Source organism: Agrilactobacillus yilanensis (assembly GCF_003946725.1).
In the GTDB taxonomy this organism is placed as follows: Bacteria; Bacillota; Bacilli; order Lactobacillales; family Lactobacillaceae; genus Agrilactobacillus; species Agrilactobacillus yilanensis.
On the sequence record NZ_RHOY01000019.1, the window covers coordinates 18,207 to 35,584 of the forward strand.

A 17,378-nucleotide genomic window follows, 5' to 3' on the forward strand; every position below is an offset into this window, starting at 1 on the left:
TTTTGACTTTTTTATGAAGTTAACTAAAAAATTAATTTTGTTATGTTTTTATAAATATCTTAATATTTTCTTTAGAAATAACGTTGGTACCATTGCGTTTTAGTTTAAATAAATTGTGCAAAACTTACCAAACAAGATGTTATTGTGACAGTCGTGCAAGATAAGTGTAATATTTCCTTTGTCGTTTTGTAACACTCCTGAAACATAGAGTGTGTATTATAAGACTCGTTGGTTAAGAAAAATTAAACTTTGAACAAAGAAAAAACACAATACAGTAAATAAAAAAACATAAATATACGAATTTAAACTTTGGAGGAAACAAACTTGACATTCTCAATCAAAAAATTAACGATGGCTATTGCCGCTGCTGGTATCCTTGGTGTTGCTGGCCTTACTACTAATAACAACAACGATAACGGTACTGTCCAAGCTGCTACTGCTGGTGACGTTGCAACGGTTTCTTGGTCCGGTGATGCGATTCAAGTATTTTCTGATGCTAGTTCAAGTGCTTCAGTTGTTAACTATTTACCAACTGCTTCTTCTTGGAAAGTTATGGAAACAAAAACAGATGCTAATGGTACTGCTTGGTACAAAGTTGCCAACAACCAATGGGTTATGGCTTCATTAATGGCTGACGGCTATTCTGTTTCTCAAGCAACAAGCAATACAAGTGACGCTCAAAAAGTTATTGATCTTGCTAAAGAACAATTAGGCAAACCTTATGTATGGGGTGCTAAAGGCCCAAGTTCTTTTGATTGCTCTGGCTTGATGTACTACTTATTCCAAAACGCTTTAGGCCGTAATATTGGCGGCTGGACTGTCCCTCAAGAAAGTGCTGGGACACAAATCAGCGTTAACGATGCACAACCTGGCGACTTATTGTTCTGGGGCGGCCGTGGCGCTACTTACCATGTTGCTTTATACATTGGTAATGGCCAATACATTCATGCACCAAAACCTGGTGATGTTGTACGGACAGCTACATTATCTGGCTACTTCTACCCATCATTTGCAGTTCGTGCCATCTAATTTAAGCTAATTTAATCCGAAAAATAGATAAAAACAGTAGCTCATGATTAAATACCTTCCTATATAAGTTGGTATTTAATGGTGGGGTACTGTTTTTTTGTTATGAATATAAATATGTAAAACAAAAAGATGATTTTAATTTTCTATTTGAAAATTGAAATCATCTTTTTAGTCGTAAGTCTAGGTTATGTGCATTGTCAAACCGTAAGCTCTTGCGCTCTGGCTTAAACGCGCTCCAAAAGACTGATTTCTGTGCTTAGCTACGTCTAACTTGTAAGCGAAGACCGCTCACGGCGTTAGCCTAGGCTATGCTCAAAATCACCCCGTCTTTTGTCGCGCTCTGGGTTTGAAACGCGCTCACCAACACTGATTTCTACATATAACTACGCTTTGTTGCTAGTCGCAGGCGACTACCTGCCAAACCTAGGTTATATTACGAAATCACCCGTGTTGTCTCGCGCTCTGGCTTAAACGCGCTCCAAAAGACTGATTTCTGCGCTTAGCTACGTCTAACTTGTAAGCGAAGACCGCTCACGGCGTTAGCCTAGGCTATGCTCAAAATCACCCCGTCTTTTGTCGCGCTCTTTATTCTACGATATAGGTTGGTACGAAGTTATAGGTGTTGGCGGGGCTATAGGGGAGTTGTTTTACGTTTTGATTGAGTAGGTGGGCTTCAACGCTTTGATAAAGTGGGATGATGCCTTGCTGTTGGGTTAGAATTTGTTGGGCGTTCATGAGATCTTGCCAACGGGCGGTTTTGTTTAAGGCGTCTGTCGTGGCACTGGTGGTTAATAAACGGTCATATTCATCATTAGACCAGCCACCATCGTTATAGCTGTTACCTGTTGTAAAGAGGTCTAAGAAGCTCACCACATCAGGATAGTCTGCGTTCCACGAACTTAAGACAATATCAAAATCGCCAGTTTCAGAACGACTTAAACGTTCCTTCAGAGGGACAGTTTCTAGATTTACGGTTAAATTTGGTAAATTTGTGGTCCATGCTTGTTTAAGATAGGCACCTACTGCAGCGGCACTGGTGGAATTATCGGTGACTAAAGTGACTTCTAAGTTTTGTAAATTAGCTTCGCTTAGACCTTCTGCAAATAAGCGTTGGGCGCGACTTTTACTGTAAGTGGTATAAGTTTTTGCGGTATCGGCAGCAATTTTGGCAAAATCTTGATTTTTAGTGTTAGACATTAAGCCTTGTGGAATGACACTGTGGGCGACCAGTGAGCCATCACCAAGAATTCGAGAGGTAATTTCTTTACGATTGATCGCTAAAGATAAGGCTTGGCGAATTTTTTGGTTCTGAAAGGCGGTGTCTTTTACTTGATTCATTTCTGCATAAAAGACACGCGAACGTTCCCGCCGAATAAAGGCGTCATCATTTTTAGTCCGTTGCGCACTTTGACCGGTGAGCACGATGTCATCTAATTTATCTTTTTGGTAAAGGTTTAACGCGATATTTGGATTTTTAACAACTTGGACGGTAATTTGATCAAGTTTTACCTTTTTGGCATTCCAATAATGTTTATTTTTAGTTTCAGACCATTTTTTATTGTTTCCAGTCCAGTTTTTTAAAATAAAAGGGCCGTTACTGAGGGTGTACTTGGCTTCAGTGCCGTACTTAGCCCCTACTTTTTGAATATATTGCTGGTTTTGGGGGAAGAAAGCTGGATTGGTCATTAAGCTGTTAAAGTAGGGCACGGCTTCCGTAAGCTTGATTTGAACGGTATGCTTTGTTAAAGCTTTAATGCCCAAAGTCTCGGGTTCTTTCGTGCCAGCCATAATTTCAGGGGCGTTGACAACTGCGTTAAATAAGTAAGCATAACTGGCATTTGTGGCAGGATTGACAGCTCTACGCCAGCTGTAAACGAAATTTTGGGCAGTGACTGGGCGCCCATTGGCCCATTTGGCGTTTTTACGTAGGGTAATTGTATATGTTTTACCGCCATTCGTCGGTTTAGCGATTTTTGTGGCGATGGCTGGCTGCAGTTGTTTACCATTGTAACGGTAAAAACCATCCATTGTGTCGATTAGGACTTGTCGGCTAATACTATCCGTGCTTTTAGATGGATCCATTGTTTGAATTGTATCGCTTTCCATACGGTTAAAAATCTGTTTTTTTGCTAAGGTATCATTTGCGTTTTGCTGACTACACGCACTGAGTAAAAGCGCGGTACTGAAAATAACACCAATTGCCGTAAGAATTTTTTTGAATGCCATGGTTAAAAACCTCCCTAATGTTAAATTCTACTATAGAATAAGGATTTTTGCTGAGGAATCTCAGTTTTTGAAATTCATTTAAAACTAATCATAAACTTAAAATCATCTCATTTTGGGGATATTTAACAGAATAACGACATTTTAAATTATAATTTTCTAATTTTTCTAAAATAAATCGCTTATTTTATTGCATAATATATTTACATTAGAGTATATTAAGTGTATATGATGTGCTTTTACTAGAATTATATGAATAATCTTACGATGTGAGTCAACTTAATAACATTAAATAAATCTAATTGTTTTTTTGCTGACAACATGTACTTAATTAGAAATGGGGAGTTAAAGAATGTCAATGATTGAATTTAATAACGTGGAGAAATATTACGGGAAATTCCATGCTTTAAAAAACATAAACCTCAAAATAGATCAGGGCGAAGTTGTGACAATTATTGGGCCTTCTGGTTCAGGGAAAAGTACGTTGTTACGATGCATTAATGGTCTAGAAACAGTAACCTCTGGTCAATTATTGATCAATGGCTATGACTTGGCGGATAAAAAGACCGATATGAATAAAACCCGCAAGAATGTGGGGATGGTCTTCCAGCATTTTAATTTATATGCGAATAAAACAGTCATGCAAAATATTACATTAGGCCCACAAGTTGTCTTAAAACAGTCTAAGGCACAAAGTGAAGAAGAAGCGCATAAACTATTGGAGTTAGTCGGTTTAAATGAAAAGGCCAATAGTTTTCCGGATCAATTGTCTGGTGGCCAACAGCAACGGATTGCCATTGCCCGTAGTTTAGCCATGAAGCCAAAGGCGTTATTGTTTGATGAACCAACTTCAGCTTTGGATCCAGAAATGATTGGGGACGTTTTGAATGTTATGAAAACCGTCGCTGAACAGGGAATGACCATGGTTGTTGTAACCCACGAAATGGGATTTGCCCAAGAAGTTGGGGATCGGATTGTGTTCATGGCAGATGGCAGCATTTTAGAAGATCATAGCGATGTTGCTGGCTTCTTTAAGCAACCTAATGATGAGCGGGCCCGGGTCTTCTTGTCTAAAGTTATCAAGCATATGTAGGGGGTCCATTATGAGGTTTGAAAAGAAGAAGTGGTTTTTATTACCAATGGTGTTGCTGCTAAGCTTGGTAGCTTTAGCCGGTTGCAGCGGTCAAAAGAGTGTTACTAGCGCCGATGTATTAGCCCGCGATAAGCAGCAAAATACGATTGTCTGGGGCGTTAAAAGTGATACACGACTATTTGGGCTGATGGATATTAAAGATGATCAGATCAAAGGTTTTGACATTGATATCGCTAAAGAACTCTCTCATCGAATTTTTGGTAAGAATGTCAATATTGACTTTGTACCCGTGACCAGTAATACTCGGTTGCCGTTATTAAAGAATGGGAACGTTGATGCCTTGATCTGTACAATGAGTATTACCCCAGATCGGGCCAAGCAAGTAGATTTTTCAAATGTTTATTTTGATGCTGGGCAAGCCTTACTTGTTAAAAAAGGCAGTTCAATTAAAAGTGTTAAAGATTTAAATTCCAAGACGAAGGTTATTGGGGTTCAAGGCTCTACTTCTGTGGAAAATATTAAAAAAGTTGCCCCAGATACACCAGTTTTACAATTGTCTGACTACGCCCAAGCCTTTACAGCTTTGAAATCCGGTCAAGGGGACGCACTGACGACCGATAACGGGATTTTATATGGGATGTCTGCCGATGATCCAAAATATGTTGTAACTGGCGGTACATTCACATCAGAACCTTATGGGATTGCAGTGAATAAGGGCCAAAAATCATTTTTGAAAGCCATCAATAAGAATCTTGCAGCCATGCGCAAAGATGGTACTTATCATCAAATTGAACAAAAATGGTTCGGTAAAATTGAAGGATTTAAACAGGGGAGGTAAGACAATTGTTTGATATTTTTGCAAATTATGGTGGCCAATTATGGAGCGGCTTTGGTTATACACTATTGTCTAGCCTTTATGCCTTAATTGGCAGTTTAGTTGTCGGAACAATATTTGCGCTATTTGAAATCAGCCCTAATAAAGTATTACGGGTGATTGGTCATATTTATGTTGAAATCTTTAGAAATATTCCGTTATTGGTTATTGCAATGATCTTTTATATTGTGGTGCCCCAATACATTGCCAAAATTGACGGCTTTACGGCTGGGACCATTGGTTTAACGATTTATACGTCTGCGTTTATTGCGGAAACCGTCCGTGCCGGAATCGAAGGGGTTCCCGTGGGACAAATGGAAGCCGCTCGATCTAATGGGATGAGCTACGGCCAATCAATGATTCATATCATTATGCCGCAAGCGATTAAAATCGTCGTACCGCCTTTAGGTAATCAGTTCATCAACTTAGTAAAAAATTCATCTGTTTTAGCCTTTTTAGCCGGCTTTGATTTGATGTATCAAGGGAATGTCATTGCTTCAACAACATTCAGAACAACCGATACGTATTTTGCAGTGGGGCTGTTATACTTGATCATTACCTTACCGATGAGTTACGGGATGCGCTATCTTGAAAAGAAATGGTCTGCTGAAAGGAGTGAAGATTAATGGATATCTTTGCACAAGCCTACCAATGGGTTAATTTAAAATATTTACTAGAAGGCTTATGGGTGACCGTTGAAGTTTCTGTGATCTCCATTTTGTTCAGCTTTATCATTGGGGCCATCTTTGGATTGCTGCGATATATGAAAATTAAATATCTATCAATGATTGTTGGCTTTATCGTAGATATTATTCGAAACTTGCCATTACTGCTGATCATTTTCTTCACTTACTTCGGTCTACCGAATGTCATTGGCGTCCGTTTTAATACATTATGGGCCACGATCATTGCCATGACTGTCTTTGAATCCGCAATGTTAGCTGAAATTATCCGTAGTGGGATTATGGCGGTAGATTCTGGACAAATGGAAGCTGCACGCTCTAATGGCTTGACCTATTGGCAAACGATGTATCATATTATCTTGCCGCAAGCCGTGAAAAAAATGATTCCGCCAATCGTCAGTCAGTTCATTTCTTTAGTCAAAGATACCTCTTTGGCCACGATCATCGTTTTACCAGAATTAATGTTTCACGCCCAGGTCATTTATGGTCAAAATACAAACTTCATGATCCCAATGTTCCTAGCATTGGCCGTCTTGTATTTTATCGTCTGCTACCTGCTATCCGTCTTGGCGAAATTCTTGGATCGCCGACTCTCTAAGGCATAACCTGGACTTGCACCATAAGTGAACGCATTTTAGAAAACACAATTAAAAAGAGGCTCGGTCAAAAATAAAATTTTGACCGAGCCTCTTTGTTTTCTGCTTTTAGTTACGATTTACGATACGGTTTAAACGCGATATTTCTCGACTTTACCGAGAATTTCTGGGGCTAGCTGAACGGTTAAAGCAGTCCCGTCATTTGTATAATTACGTTCGATGATCCGCGTATGTGTTGTCAAGAATTCGGTAACTTGCCCTTCCGTAAATGGAATTAACAAATTCACTACGGGATGCTTGGCAAATAACTGTTTTTGAATGAGGTCACTTAAAGCTTCAATACTAGAGGTATCCTCGGCAGATAAGTAGATTTCATTGCCGTTAACCGCTGGATAAGCCACTTCAGTTAAGTCCGCCTTATTATAAACTTCGATTGTCGGAATATCGGTAATGCCAAGTTCGGTTAAAACTTGCTCCGTGACAGCCATCATCTCTTTATAATGAGGGTTAGCATAGTCTACCACATGTAGTAATAAATCTGCATTTTTAGCTTCAGCTAACGTTGCTTTGAAGGATTCAACTAAATTATGAGGTAATTTGCTGACAAAGCCAACCGTATCACTGAGTAAAAAACTAAGCTGATTTGGCAGATCAATTTGGCGTACACTCGTATCCAGCGTGGCAAAAAGCATGTTTTTAACAAAAACTTGTTTTTTAGCACTATCTTGATCATATAAATCTAGTAAATGATTCATGATCGTTGACTTACCAGCATTAGTATAACCAACAAGGGCTACTTTAGGAATTAAACTTTTTTGACGTTCCTTGCCTTGAATGTCCTGGCTTTTTAAAATTTGAGCCAATTCATTTTGTAAACGGGTGATCCGTTTCTTTAAAACTCGGCGATCCAATTCCAGCTGCGTTTCACCAGCCCCCCGGTTCGCTAAGCCACCAGAGCTACTCTGCTGATCTAACGGATTACTGGAAGGGTGAATTCTAGGTAGTTCATATTTTAAGCGCGCAATTTCAACTTGGGTTTTAGCCATTTTAGTTTGAGCTCGGTCCGCAAAAATTCGTAAAATCAGTTGGGTCCGGTCCATCACATAAAGCCCCGTTTGTTGCTCGATATTTCTAATTTGTGACGGCGTTAATTCATCATTAATGACTAATGCCTTGGCGTCTGTCTCGGCAGCCGCCGTTTTAATTTCTTGAAGTTTCCCAGTACCAAAATAAGTTCCGGCTTGAATCCGGTCACTATTTTGAGTAATGGTTGTCACTGTTTCGAAATTATTTGCTTTGGTTAATTGCGCCAGTTCAGACATAGTGTAGTCAAAGTCTTCTTGACCAAGATTGACACCGCTTAAAATGACGGTTAATGGGTTTGATTTGATTTCGGGCATATAATCCTCCTAATAAAAAAAGGTGTTACAAAGACTTATCTACAGTCATTGTAACACCTTTTTACGGTTTCTTAAGCTATCGATTGATTAAGCTGCTTGATAGGCAGGGGCAGTGTGTTCAAATAGATAGTAATTTTCAATCCGAATATGGCCATCCGCGTCCATCACTTCATCAACAGCTTGACGGAAGTCAGGTTGTAATAAGCAATAAAAGCTAGTGATGAAATCAATCAAGTCGCTAGGTGTTAAGACACCGTTGCGTTCTTGATCAAATTTACGGTCTAATAAAATAGCCATTTCAGTGCGATCACTGTGATTTGTATGATTTAAGATGTAATTTTTAAAGTCTTTTTCTAAGTTTTTCATGATTATTATCTCTCCTAATATTAAAACACAAAAGCAGGAAACTATTAATACAGTATAGCATTAAATTCAAAAAAAGCAACATTTTCAGAAAATAGGTCTACTATCTGCACAGATATTGAGTATCATATTTATCGTTTTTTAGCCTTACAAAAGTGTTATTTAACAAGTGAAAATTGTAAGTTAAGACGCATGAAAAATAGCTTAGAAATCGGTATGCTTAGATCAATAATTAAAAAGGAGGCAGGGGCATGGCACCGCTTTTGAAGGTTGAACATATTACAAAAGATTATCCGGCAGGGACAGCGGCAATTTGCCACGCACTCAAAAATATTAATTTTGAGATACAGCCTGGTGAATTTATAGGTGTAATGGGCGCATCCGGTGCCGGCAAGACAACTTTATTAAATTTATTAGCCACTTTGGATCAACCGACTAATGGACAGATATTTTTTAATCAGCAGGCGCTTACGACGTTAAAAGGTCGATCGTTGGCGCAATTTAGAGCACAGCAAATCAGTTTTATTTTTCAAGATTTTAAACTGCTGGATAGACTGACAGTAGCCGAAAATATTGCATTACCTTTACGGCTGCAGGCTTTCACCAATCAGCAAATTACGGTAGCGGTGGCAAAAATCGCTTGTCAGTTGGGGTTAACAAGTCTATTAAAAATCATGCCCACAGCCCTATCTAACGGACAACAGCAACAAGTCGCCATTGCGCGCGCCTTGGTACACCAACCGGCACTCTTATTTGGTGATGAACCTACGGGGGCTTTAGATTCCGGTAGTGCCCGGGCGTTGTTGGAAACTTTAGTGACTTTGAATCAAAAAACACAGATTTCAATTTTGTTAACGACCCATGACCCATTAGCCGCCAGTTATTGCCAGCGTATTTTTTATTTGAAGGACGGTCGGATTATCCAACAGCTCACGCGACAGCACCGGACTAGAGCTGAATTTTATCAGGCGATTGTACAGTTGCTGGCTCAAGTTGAGTAGGCTGTTGCTTGGTCTTAATATTGGCAAACCCGGAGAAATCCGCATGGTTGATAACGACGGCTTCACCGGCATCTTGTAAATTCTGGATATGCGTCGTCCCCCAAGTAGACATGGCGATCAAAACATTACGTAAAGAGGTACCGGAGTCGGTGAGAGAATATTCGACTTTCGGCGGTACTTGGGGGAAGATTTCACGGTGGACAATGCCATCTGTTTCCAGTTCTCGAAGCTGCTGCGTTAACATTTTTTGGGTGATTTCTGGAATACACCGTTTTAAAGCGCTGGTTCTCAAAGGACCGTTACCTAGATGACACAAAATAACGGGTTTCCATTTGCCGCCGATCACGTCTAAGGTAACTTCGATTGGTAAATTGTAACTTTTTTTCATAATTATTTCTCCTAAAAAGTCGATGGTTGACCATTAGGTACTTTTAAGTGCCTAGGTTACTAAAAAGTCAGTACTAGCTTATTTTTTGTTAGTAACTATAATAACATATACAGCGCTAAGATAGTACAACTAATCAGGAGGTCTAATATGACTTATAATTTTTTAAAGAACTACACATTTACCAATGGTATGACTGTTAAAAACCGAATTGTCATGGCACCAATGACCACAATGTCTAGCTATTACAACGGGATGATCACAGATGAAGAAGCTGCTTATTATGGGTTACGAGCTGGTGGACCGGGGATGATTATTACCGGTGTTGCCAATGTGAACGAGCTTGGCCGTGGCTTTGAAGGCGAGCTTTCAATAGCCAATGATGACATGCTGCCAGGGCTGGAAAAATTAGCAAAGTCCATCAAAAAAGAAGGCACTCGAGCTATTTTACAAATCTTCAGTGCCGGCCGTAAATCGAGTTCTAAAATTCTACGGGGTGAACAGCCGGTAAGTGCTAGCGCCATTGCAGCGACTTATCCAGCAGATTCTGAAACACCTAGAGCTTTAACAGAACCTGAAATTTTGCAATTAATTGAAGATTTTGGAGCGGCTACAAAGCGCGCCATCCAAGCGGGCTTTAATGGCGTAGAACTTCACGGTGCAAATACGTATTTGTTACAGCAATTTTTCTCAGAAAATGCCAACCAACGGACAGACGATTGGGGCGGTTCTAGAGAGAAACGGATGAAGTTTGCGTTAGCAGTGATCGATAAAGTACGCGATGTGATTGCAACTTATGCAAAGCGGCCATTTTTATTAGGTTACCGAATTTCACCTGAAGAAATCGAAACACCAGGGATTCGATTGGCAGATTCCTTATATTTTGTAGATCAAATTAAAAACAAAGTAAGTTACATTCATTTATCAATGGGAAGTTATGAACGGACATCTTTGAATGACAAGACCGATAATGAAACTTTAATTGCCAAATTCCACGCCCATACAGACGGCATCGTACCATTGATTGGTATCGGCTCAATTGAAAGCCCAGAAGACGCAACAGCTGCCTTAGACGATGGTGCTGATTTTGCCGCAATTGGTCGAGAACTTATCCGGGAACCAAAATGGGTACAAAAAGTGATGCATGATGATTTGGCAAGTATTCGGACACAAATCAGCCCGTTCGATATGGATGAATTATTGATTCCTACGGCCATGCAACAGTACCTGTTGACCTCTTTTAGAAGCGTCATCAACTTCACCACCGACGCCGCAAAAGCAGAAGACTACCAAAATGAATTAGCCCCAATGGAAGGCTTTGAAAAGAAATTATAGAGCGTGTTTAAGATCAGAGCGTGACCTAGAGCGGGAAAGCCTCGAGTACTAACCTAGACTTACGACATAAGCCCGGTCTTGGCTTGTGAGTAAGGCGTAGTTATGTGAGAGCTTTGCTCTAGTGAACGCGTTTATGCAGAGCGCGCCAACACGAGTGATTTCATCTATAAGTTAAACACCTTTTAAAAACAAATCAAAAAAAGTTAGCCCAAAAATTTTGAGCTAACTTTTTTACATACAATCTATTTACGACAACGCTTCAACTTCCGGCGTCGCTGGCGTCAGCGACCACGTTAAGACACCAGAGAAATTGTTTTCAGGACTTAAGTCAACGTGCGGATTTTCCTGGATATAAAGTAGTGCTGACATGGGGAACGTTCCGGTTTGATCCGTATTTGAATCTGTGACCGTGATCCAATCACTACTGTCAGGAATCAGTACATCATTCGCTGTTCCGGATAGTTTCAGACTTAAGCCGCTTAAGTTTTGACCAGTGGTATCAGAAAGCGTTGATAATTTAGCCTGTAGGAGCCAGCCTTGCTGATTGGGACGCGTATCTGCAATTTCCAATAGATTTTCAGCTGCATTTTCTTCAGAAACCGGTTTGTAATTATCGTCTATTCCTAAATTACCATAATAAATTGTTCGAGGATTAATTTCAGAAAAAGTGAATTGCGGTACTTGATTTAAAATTAAATCGCCCACCGCTGGCAAAACATCTAGTTGAGCTTGATTTGAGCTAATTACAATATCTTTAGAGGTAAAGATACCTGTTTTAATTGTAATGGTAATCGTGAGTTTAACATAGTATTGATCGCCGCTGTCCGTTGCGGCTTTAGCATTGGTGATGAAGCTACTGCTGCCCGGAATTTGCAGGGCTTTACTATCATTTAAGTCTTCTGGTAAATCAAACGTTCCAGAACTATTAATAACCTCTTTACCAAAAGAGTTTTCTTTATAAACGCCTTTGCTGTTCTTAGCATAGTAAGTCCACTCAAAAGCACTCTTCTTGATTTCAGCAGTTTCGTCGTCACTAGCATCATAGAAACTATCGTAAATTTTTTCTAAACCACTGACTGGCCAAGCCAAACCATATTTTTGGGCGCGATCTAAAGCGACTTTCTGTGCTTTAAGACCGCCAACGTAGACAGTGGCAGTATCCGTCAAATTATTGGCTTTCCCCGTTAAATCTACTGGGATAACCGCATGTTCTGTGTCTGTATTAACCGTGCTGGAAATATCATCGTTGGCAACGGAAAAAGAAACGATGCGGCCAAAGTCTGGTTCAAAAGTAGCTATTGAACCGGCTTCATCCCAAGTTACCACACTGGTGGAATAGCTTGGATTTAAAACGGCAGTGACATCATAATCCATATCTGGGAAAATAACGTTGTTTTCAGGGACAACTTTAATCTCTTTAGCAGCCGATTCATCACTAACTACCACAACTTTAGCCAGTTTAGAGTAGTAGGTGAATAAGCTGTATTTAACGTTCATTTGGAAATAGTAAGTGCCCACGGGTAGATTTTCCCGACCGTTTGGCCCAAAACGGATTTTTGCTTCATGTTTATTTAAACCATTACCTTTAGCCGTATAAGGATCAGGATCTGCTTCTTTTAACCAAGTACCATCGGCTTGCAAGGTCCATTTAGTGACATAAATTTTAATACTCGTTAAGAAATTCCAATTGATCCCGGTGGTCTTCGTATCCACATTGGCTTCTGTACCTTCTAAAATGTATTGTTCAGCCTGAGGATGAATAATAAAGCCTGTCCGAAACGGAATGCCTAACATAACAAATCCATTACGATCTGGTTTTTTAACCCCATCTGCCGTTGTTGGCGGCGAAACTTCTTCTTCACGGACTAAGTCATCGTTGGCAATTGTGGCGCTAATTGCCGAATCTTGCTGGGCCTCTGTGATTTCTTCAGTGTTAATGGCCGGTTCATCAATAGCTTGTACCGGCGTAGTTTTAATAAAAATTAATAGTAGACTTAAAACCCCCAAACCAAGCATTAAAGCGAATCGATAGTTTTTTAATTTCATGGTTGCGCAAGCCTCCCTTCAGTGCGTTGAACGATGAATTTTTGATCTATAGCGTTTAATGAGTGCTAGCAGAATTACAAAAATAAGGCATAAGACAATAACACTGGCAATAATCCAAAATAGTAAATAGCGTGGTTTTTTAGAAGTTGTGGCCGTGTTTTTTTTCAGCTGACTGGCCTTAATTGTAAATGTCTGTTTTAAATGAAATGTTTTAGGACCAGAGCTTAAAGTCACTTTTAACGTGTATTGTCCGGCGTTTAATTTTTGAATCGGAATGGTGAAAGGATAAGCCAGCGTACTATTTGGTGCCATTTCAAGGTTTTCAGCATGTTTGGTGAAGCGGGCTTTTTTAACACCTTTTTGATAAAGGTCTGCGGTTAATTGAATTTTACCGAACATCACAGGGGCTTTGTTTACAATGTCCGCCGTGATTTGACCGGTATTATTAATTTGTTTAAAGTGCACCTGATTCATTTCTAAATTGGGCATTAATTTAGCGCTGTTGACCGGTTTTAAAATCACCGGGGTGGTAATGGCAAATTGATTTTGAATCCCCACCGTAGACTTATCTTGCTGCTGAGTGGTGTGCTGCTGGACGAAGATGCTGCCTAAGACGGTACCTTGTAGACCGCTATTTGGAATTTGAATTTCAAACGTTACTTGACCTTTAGCTAAGGGATTTAAAGTTATTTTTTGGTGTGTTTTTTGATTAGCGGCTAAATTAGGTAAAAGCATTGAGCCATTGGTGGCGTTTTTAGTTGTGCTGGGCGTGTAATCTATTTTGCCCTGGCTGGATGTGGTTGCAGCCACTAATTTTGCATCAAACGTCATTACTTTGGTACGGCTGGTATTTTCTACAGTTACGGTCAAAGGATAATGCTGATCCGGCGCAACGACTAAATTAAAATAATCTAAAGTTGTATCCGTTTGTGCCTCAGAGAAAACTGGCGTTACTGAAAAATTAGTATTGGTAGCCGCGAGGACCTGATGTGGCAACCCAAAAAGTCCGCCTAAAATAAAGCAGATGAATAAGTAGCAATGATATTTTTTAAGAATAGCCATTGGCAGACTCCTTGATAAACCCCAAATTGTTAACGATGAAATAACAGTAGACACCTTAACTGATACCCTAAGTTTATCGAATTGGTTCAAACATCGTCAAATATTATGCACTTTATAACGTTAATAAAATAAGAATTTAGTCTTCTAAAAAGAAAATAGCCATGAAAAAGCTGATAAATAAACTTTTTCATGGCTATTTTAATTTTTTTGAATATTAAAAATGATCTACAAATCTAAAGGATAGATGAGCAGATCATTTGAAGGTGTAATTTATATTTTAATAATTAGCTTAAAAATAACGACTTATTTTATAATTGAGGCACTTGTAAATCGGTTGTACTCAAATTCCAAGTAATGGTGCTGCCAAAAATTTGCTCATCAAATAGATTTACTTCGGGGTTCGCTGCTAAGGTCAGCGTACTGCGCATTGGAAAAACACCCGTTTTGTTTTGGCTGGACGTGGCGATCGTCAACCATTGGTCTTGATCTGGTAAATCAATAACCGGTGCGTTAGGAATACCCATTAAATTCAGATGTACCGAATTTAAACCTTGCTGGTGTTGGTCGGTAAATGGCGCTAGTTTTGCTTGCAATGTCCAATTATCACCATCTGTACGGGTATCTGAAACGGCCAATGTGCTATTGTCTAAGTTATCAGATTTGGGCTTGTTTGAGGAATCTAAAGTAGTGTTGCCTTGATAGATTTGACTTGACGGCACATTTGAAAAGTTAAAACTGGGCACTTGGGTCAGTGTTAAGGCGCCAGTACCCGGTTGAATGCTTAACTGGGCTTTATTTGTTGGGATCGTAATGCTCTTATTATCATTTAAAGTAAGGGTTAAATTGAGCTGTACATAAAAAGGCCGGCCGGCTTTAGTCGCTGAAGCAGCGGCAATAATAAATGGGCTATTCCCAGGAATCGTCAGCTTTTGATCTTGATTCAAAGTTTCTACACCATTGTTGAAATTGCCGCTAGTATTTAAAATATCGCTGGGCCAAGGCGTAGCAGCATATACACCGTTACTGCCGACTCGGTAGCAAGTCCACTGATAAGTGGCTGACTTAACAGCCTCGTATTCTGGTGAAAAGAATTCTTTTTGAATTTTTTCTAGACCATAGATTGGCCACGTAAGCCCTTGTTTTTTAGCTTGAGCAATCGGCAGATCCTGAGCCTTTAAGCCACCGACATAAATTTGAGCCGTATTACTGATAGTACTGTCCGTATTTTCTGCATTGGCCGTTAGATTGATCGGGAAACCGGGATGTTCAGTGTCGCGATTAACGCGCTTTGTAATTAAGCCGCTATCTGGGGTGAATTTTGTCCGGCGGCCGATGGACGGGTCAAAAGTTAAGCCAGTAATCGTACGCCAATTGACCGGGCTTGTGGCCGCTTCTGGCGTGATATTAGCAGTGGCTTCATAACTAATATTGGCAAAAACAGCTGTATTTTCAGGAAATACGGTTAAGTCTTTAGTGTTAATGTCATTTGGAGAAACCACAACTTTGGCCAGCTGTGAATAATAAGTGGAATAACCATAGGTAACTTGAATTTGAAAATAATGTACACCCACCGGCAACGCTGCTCGGCCACTTGGTCCGTAAGCAACATCAACCGCATGTTGGTTTAGTCCGATGGATTGTGCAGGATAATAATTCGAATCGAAGTAAGCCTTCCATTCATTGTTGCTATTCAGCGACCAACGGGTGACATAGAATTTGACACTTGTCAGTAAGTTCATCCCAGTAGCGGTGGCATGTAACAGCACATCTTTACCTTTTTTAGCATATTGAATGCTTGTTGGCTGTGATGTGAAACCATAACGCAGTGGAAAGCCTAATATGTTAAAACCTGCAGGCGTTGGGGTGGGGGCACTGTCACTTGCTCTTGTAGAGGGGAACGATTCAGGATCTGACGGTAGTGTCTCAAAAGGCTCTGCAGAGGGTTCAATTTCCGGTGTCAAGGCGGGAGCATCATCGGTTTTTGGCTCAGTTGCCGAGTCATCAGGCACAAACACAGCATCACTGCTGCTATCTGCTGCAGTGACCGCAGCAACTTGGTGGGTTGATATATTTGGCAGTATGGTTTGTGTACCTAATAGTACCATCGGCGTCCCAAGGCTAATAAACAGGCACAGTAGGCCTAAGCCCAGCTTTTTTTTAGGATGCCGCAAGGGGCGTCACTCCTTTCAATGTTTATGGTGCTGTCGTTTTAATAAGAACCAGAGTAGTGCAATCAACAAGATGAGCAAAATGAGGCTCAAGATAAGCCAAATCAGAAAAGTTGGCTTGTTTTGGGTGTGTCTTAGTAGTGGGTGCTTAATTTGTTGCGGATTAGTAGTCGTAATTTGGAAATTCTTAGATAAATTAAACGTTTTTTGACCAGAAGTTAATCGAATTTTTAACAGATAACGGCCTTTAGGTAACGGTTTATCAGGCATTAAGAGGTTATAGCCTAAAGTTGAATTTGGTGCCATTTGAAAATTGTGGTCAGTTTGGGTCAATACCGTTTTGTTGTCTTGCAGTATTTTGGCATTTAATTGAATTTGGCCAAATAGGACAGGACTGGCATTATGAATGTCGGCAATCAAAGCGGCATGGCCAGCAATGTTTGTTTGGGTCACGCCAGCTAATGTCAAATTAGGGATGATTTCAACCGGTGGCCCTTGAGTAATGGCGACCGGCAAGACCATGGCAAATTGATTATCAATGGTGAGACTGCTTTTCTTCTGATTGGGACTATCCAACCGGTGGATGTAGATACTCCCCAAAACGGTACCGGTAATGCCATCCGCAGGGATTTTTAAGTTGAACGTAATCGTTTGTTTTTGTTTGGGCCCGATGGTGAAATTCTGTTGATTCACACCATCAACGGCCAATTCTGGTAAAACAACTTTAGCGCTGGGATCACGTTTGAGTTTTGTCGGCGTGTAGTTAATGGCGCCATGACTGGAGGTGGTCGCTGTAATTAACTGCGCAGAAAAATCCAATGTTTCCGTTGAACTTAAGTTTTCCACAGTCGCTGTTAATGGATATATCTGGTTGGAAGCAACAGATAATGAAAAATAATCTAGCTTAGGATCGGTTTGGCCAGCAGCCGGGATAGCTTCAGCAGTAAAATCAGCGCTATTTGCGGCATGAACCGTTTGGGGCAGCGCAAAGCAAAAAAATGCGAGTAGGCCAATACCTAAGCTAATAAGCCATTTTTTCAAAGAAAACCCCTCTTTTTTTGTTGAAAAAGCTGAGACTACCAACAATGCAGTCCCAGCTTCTTTCATGAAAATTCTGTTA

The 17,378-nt window shown here is 40.2% G+C and carries 14 protein-coding genes and 1 pseudogene; 7 read left to right on the forward strand and 8 right to left on the reverse strand.

The window, feature by feature from the left end; genetic code table 11:
* Positions 1-324 precede the first annotated feature (324 nt).
* Positions 325-1,029 (forward strand): C40 family peptidase, encoded by a 705-nt coding sequence (locus EKM93_RS13770; protein ID WP_318530800.1) that lies wholly within the window; start codon positions 325-327, stop codon positions 1,027-1,029.
* Positions 1,030-1,614: 585 nt separating this feature from the next.
* On the opposite strand, the gene EKM93_RS11330 is transcribed toward EKM93_RS13770, so the two are convergent.
* Positions 1,615-3,255 carry a peptide ABC transporter substrate-binding protein gene (locus EKM93_RS11330; RefSeq protein WP_125715701.1) on the reverse strand — a complete coding sequence of 547 codons (1,641 nt, stop codon included), beginning with the start codon at positions 3,253-3,255 and terminating at the stop codon, positions 1,615-1,617.
* A 349-nt stretch (positions 3,256-3,604) separates the two neighbouring features.
* On the opposite strand from EKM93_RS11330, the gene EKM93_RS11335 reads away from it, so the two are divergent.
* Genes EKM93_RS11335 through EKM93_RS11350 form a run of 4 tightly spaced genes read left to right on the forward strand, consistent with a single transcriptional unit; the run spans position 3,605 to position 6,507 of the window.
* A complete protein-coding gene (locus EKM93_RS11335) occupies positions 3,605-4,345 on the forward strand; it encodes an amino acid ABC transporter ATP-binding protein (RefSeq protein WP_125715702.1) in 741 nt (246 codons plus the stop codon).
* Between the two features lie 46 nt (positions 4,346-4,391).
* Positions 4,392-5,183: a transporter substrate-binding domain-containing protein gene (locus EKM93_RS11340; RefSeq protein ID WP_376923082.1), complete on the forward strand. Its 792-nt coding sequence runs from the start codon at positions 4,392-4,394 to the stop codon at positions 5,181-5,183.
* Between the two features lie 5 nt (positions 5,184-5,188).
* Entirely contained in the window at positions 5,189-5,845 is a 657-nt protein-coding gene (locus tag EKM93_RS11345) for an amino acid ABC transporter permease (protein WP_125715704.1), read from the forward strand.
* Positions 5,845-6,507, forward strand: coding sequence for an amino acid ABC transporter permease (locus tag EKM93_RS11350; RefSeq protein ID WP_125715705.1), 663 nt, complete (start codon positions 5,845-5,847; stop codon positions 6,505-6,507). Before EKM93_RS11345 ends, EKM93_RS11350 begins: the two co-directional genes overlap by 1 nt.
* A 122-nt stretch (positions 6,508-6,629) precedes the next feature.
* Here the strand turns inward: EKM93_RS11350 and hflX are convergent, their stop codons facing one another.
* Together hflX and EKM93_RS11360 are read right to left on the reverse strand one after the other, a co-directional pair.
* Positions 6,630-7,898: a GTPase HflX gene (hflX, locus tag EKM93_RS11355; RefSeq protein ID WP_125715706.1), complete on the reverse strand. Its 1,269-nt coding sequence runs from the start codon at positions 7,896-7,898 to the stop codon at positions 6,630-6,632.
* 87 nt (positions 7,899-7,985) lie between these two features.
* Positions 7,986-8,264, reverse strand: coding sequence for a hypothetical protein (locus EKM93_RS11360; RefSeq protein ID WP_125715707.1), 279 nt, complete (start codon positions 8,262-8,264; stop codon positions 7,986-7,988).
* A gap of 248 nt (positions 8,265-8,512) precedes the next feature.
* Between EKM93_RS11360 and EKM93_RS11365 the strand changes: the two genes are divergently transcribed.
* A complete protein-coding gene (locus EKM93_RS11365) occupies positions 8,513-9,262 on the forward strand; it encodes an ABC transporter ATP-binding protein (protein ID WP_125715708.1) in 750 nt (249 codons plus the stop codon).
* A 19-nt stretch (positions 9,263-9,281) separates the two neighbouring features.
* Here EKM93_RS11365 and EKM93_RS11370 read toward each other — a convergent pair.
* Positions 9,282-9,650: pseudogene (locus tag EKM93_RS11370) on the reverse strand (winged helix-turn-helix transcriptional regulator); the annotation flags it as partial.
* Positions 9,651-9,797: 147 nt separating this feature from the next.
* On the opposite strand from EKM93_RS11370, the gene EKM93_RS11375 reads away from it, so the two are divergent.
* Positions 9,798-10,982 carry an NADH-dependent flavin oxidoreductase gene (locus EKM93_RS11375; RefSeq protein WP_125715710.1) on the forward strand — a complete coding sequence of 395 codons (1,185 nt, stop codon included), beginning with the start codon at positions 9,798-9,800 and terminating at the stop codon, positions 10,980-10,982.
* A gap of 246 nt (positions 10,983-11,228) precedes the next feature.
* Here the strand turns inward: EKM93_RS11375 and EKM93_RS11380 are convergent, their stop codons facing one another.
* The 4 genes from EKM93_RS11380 to EKM93_RS11395 all read right to left on the reverse strand — a co-directional run bounded on the left by EKM93_RS11380 (position 11,229) and on the right by EKM93_RS11395 (position 17,299).
* A complete protein-coding gene (locus EKM93_RS11380) occupies positions 11,229-13,028 on the reverse strand; it encodes a WxL domain-containing protein (RefSeq protein ID WP_125715711.1) in 1,800 nt (599 codons plus the stop codon).
* Positions 13,029-13,046: 18 nt separating this feature from the next.
* The gene (locus EKM93_RS11385; protein ID WP_125715712.1) at positions 13,047-14,090 is read right to left on the reverse strand and encodes a DUF3324 domain-containing protein; all 1,044 of its coding nucleotides are present in this window, start codon (positions 14,088-14,090) and stop codon (positions 13,047-13,049) included.
* A 308-nt stretch (positions 14,091-14,398) separates the two neighbouring features.
* Positions 14,399-16,261 (reverse strand): WxL domain-containing protein, encoded by a 1,863-nt coding sequence (locus EKM93_RS11390; protein WP_125715713.1) that lies wholly within the window; start codon positions 16,259-16,261, stop codon positions 14,399-14,401.
* A gap of 15 nt (positions 16,262-16,276) precedes the next feature.
* Positions 16,277-17,299 (reverse strand): DUF3324 domain-containing protein, encoded by a 1,023-nt coding sequence (locus tag EKM93_RS11395; protein WP_164507078.1) that lies wholly within the window; start codon positions 17,297-17,299, stop codon positions 16,277-16,279.
* Between the last annotated feature and the right edge of the window lie 79 nt (positions 17,300-17,378).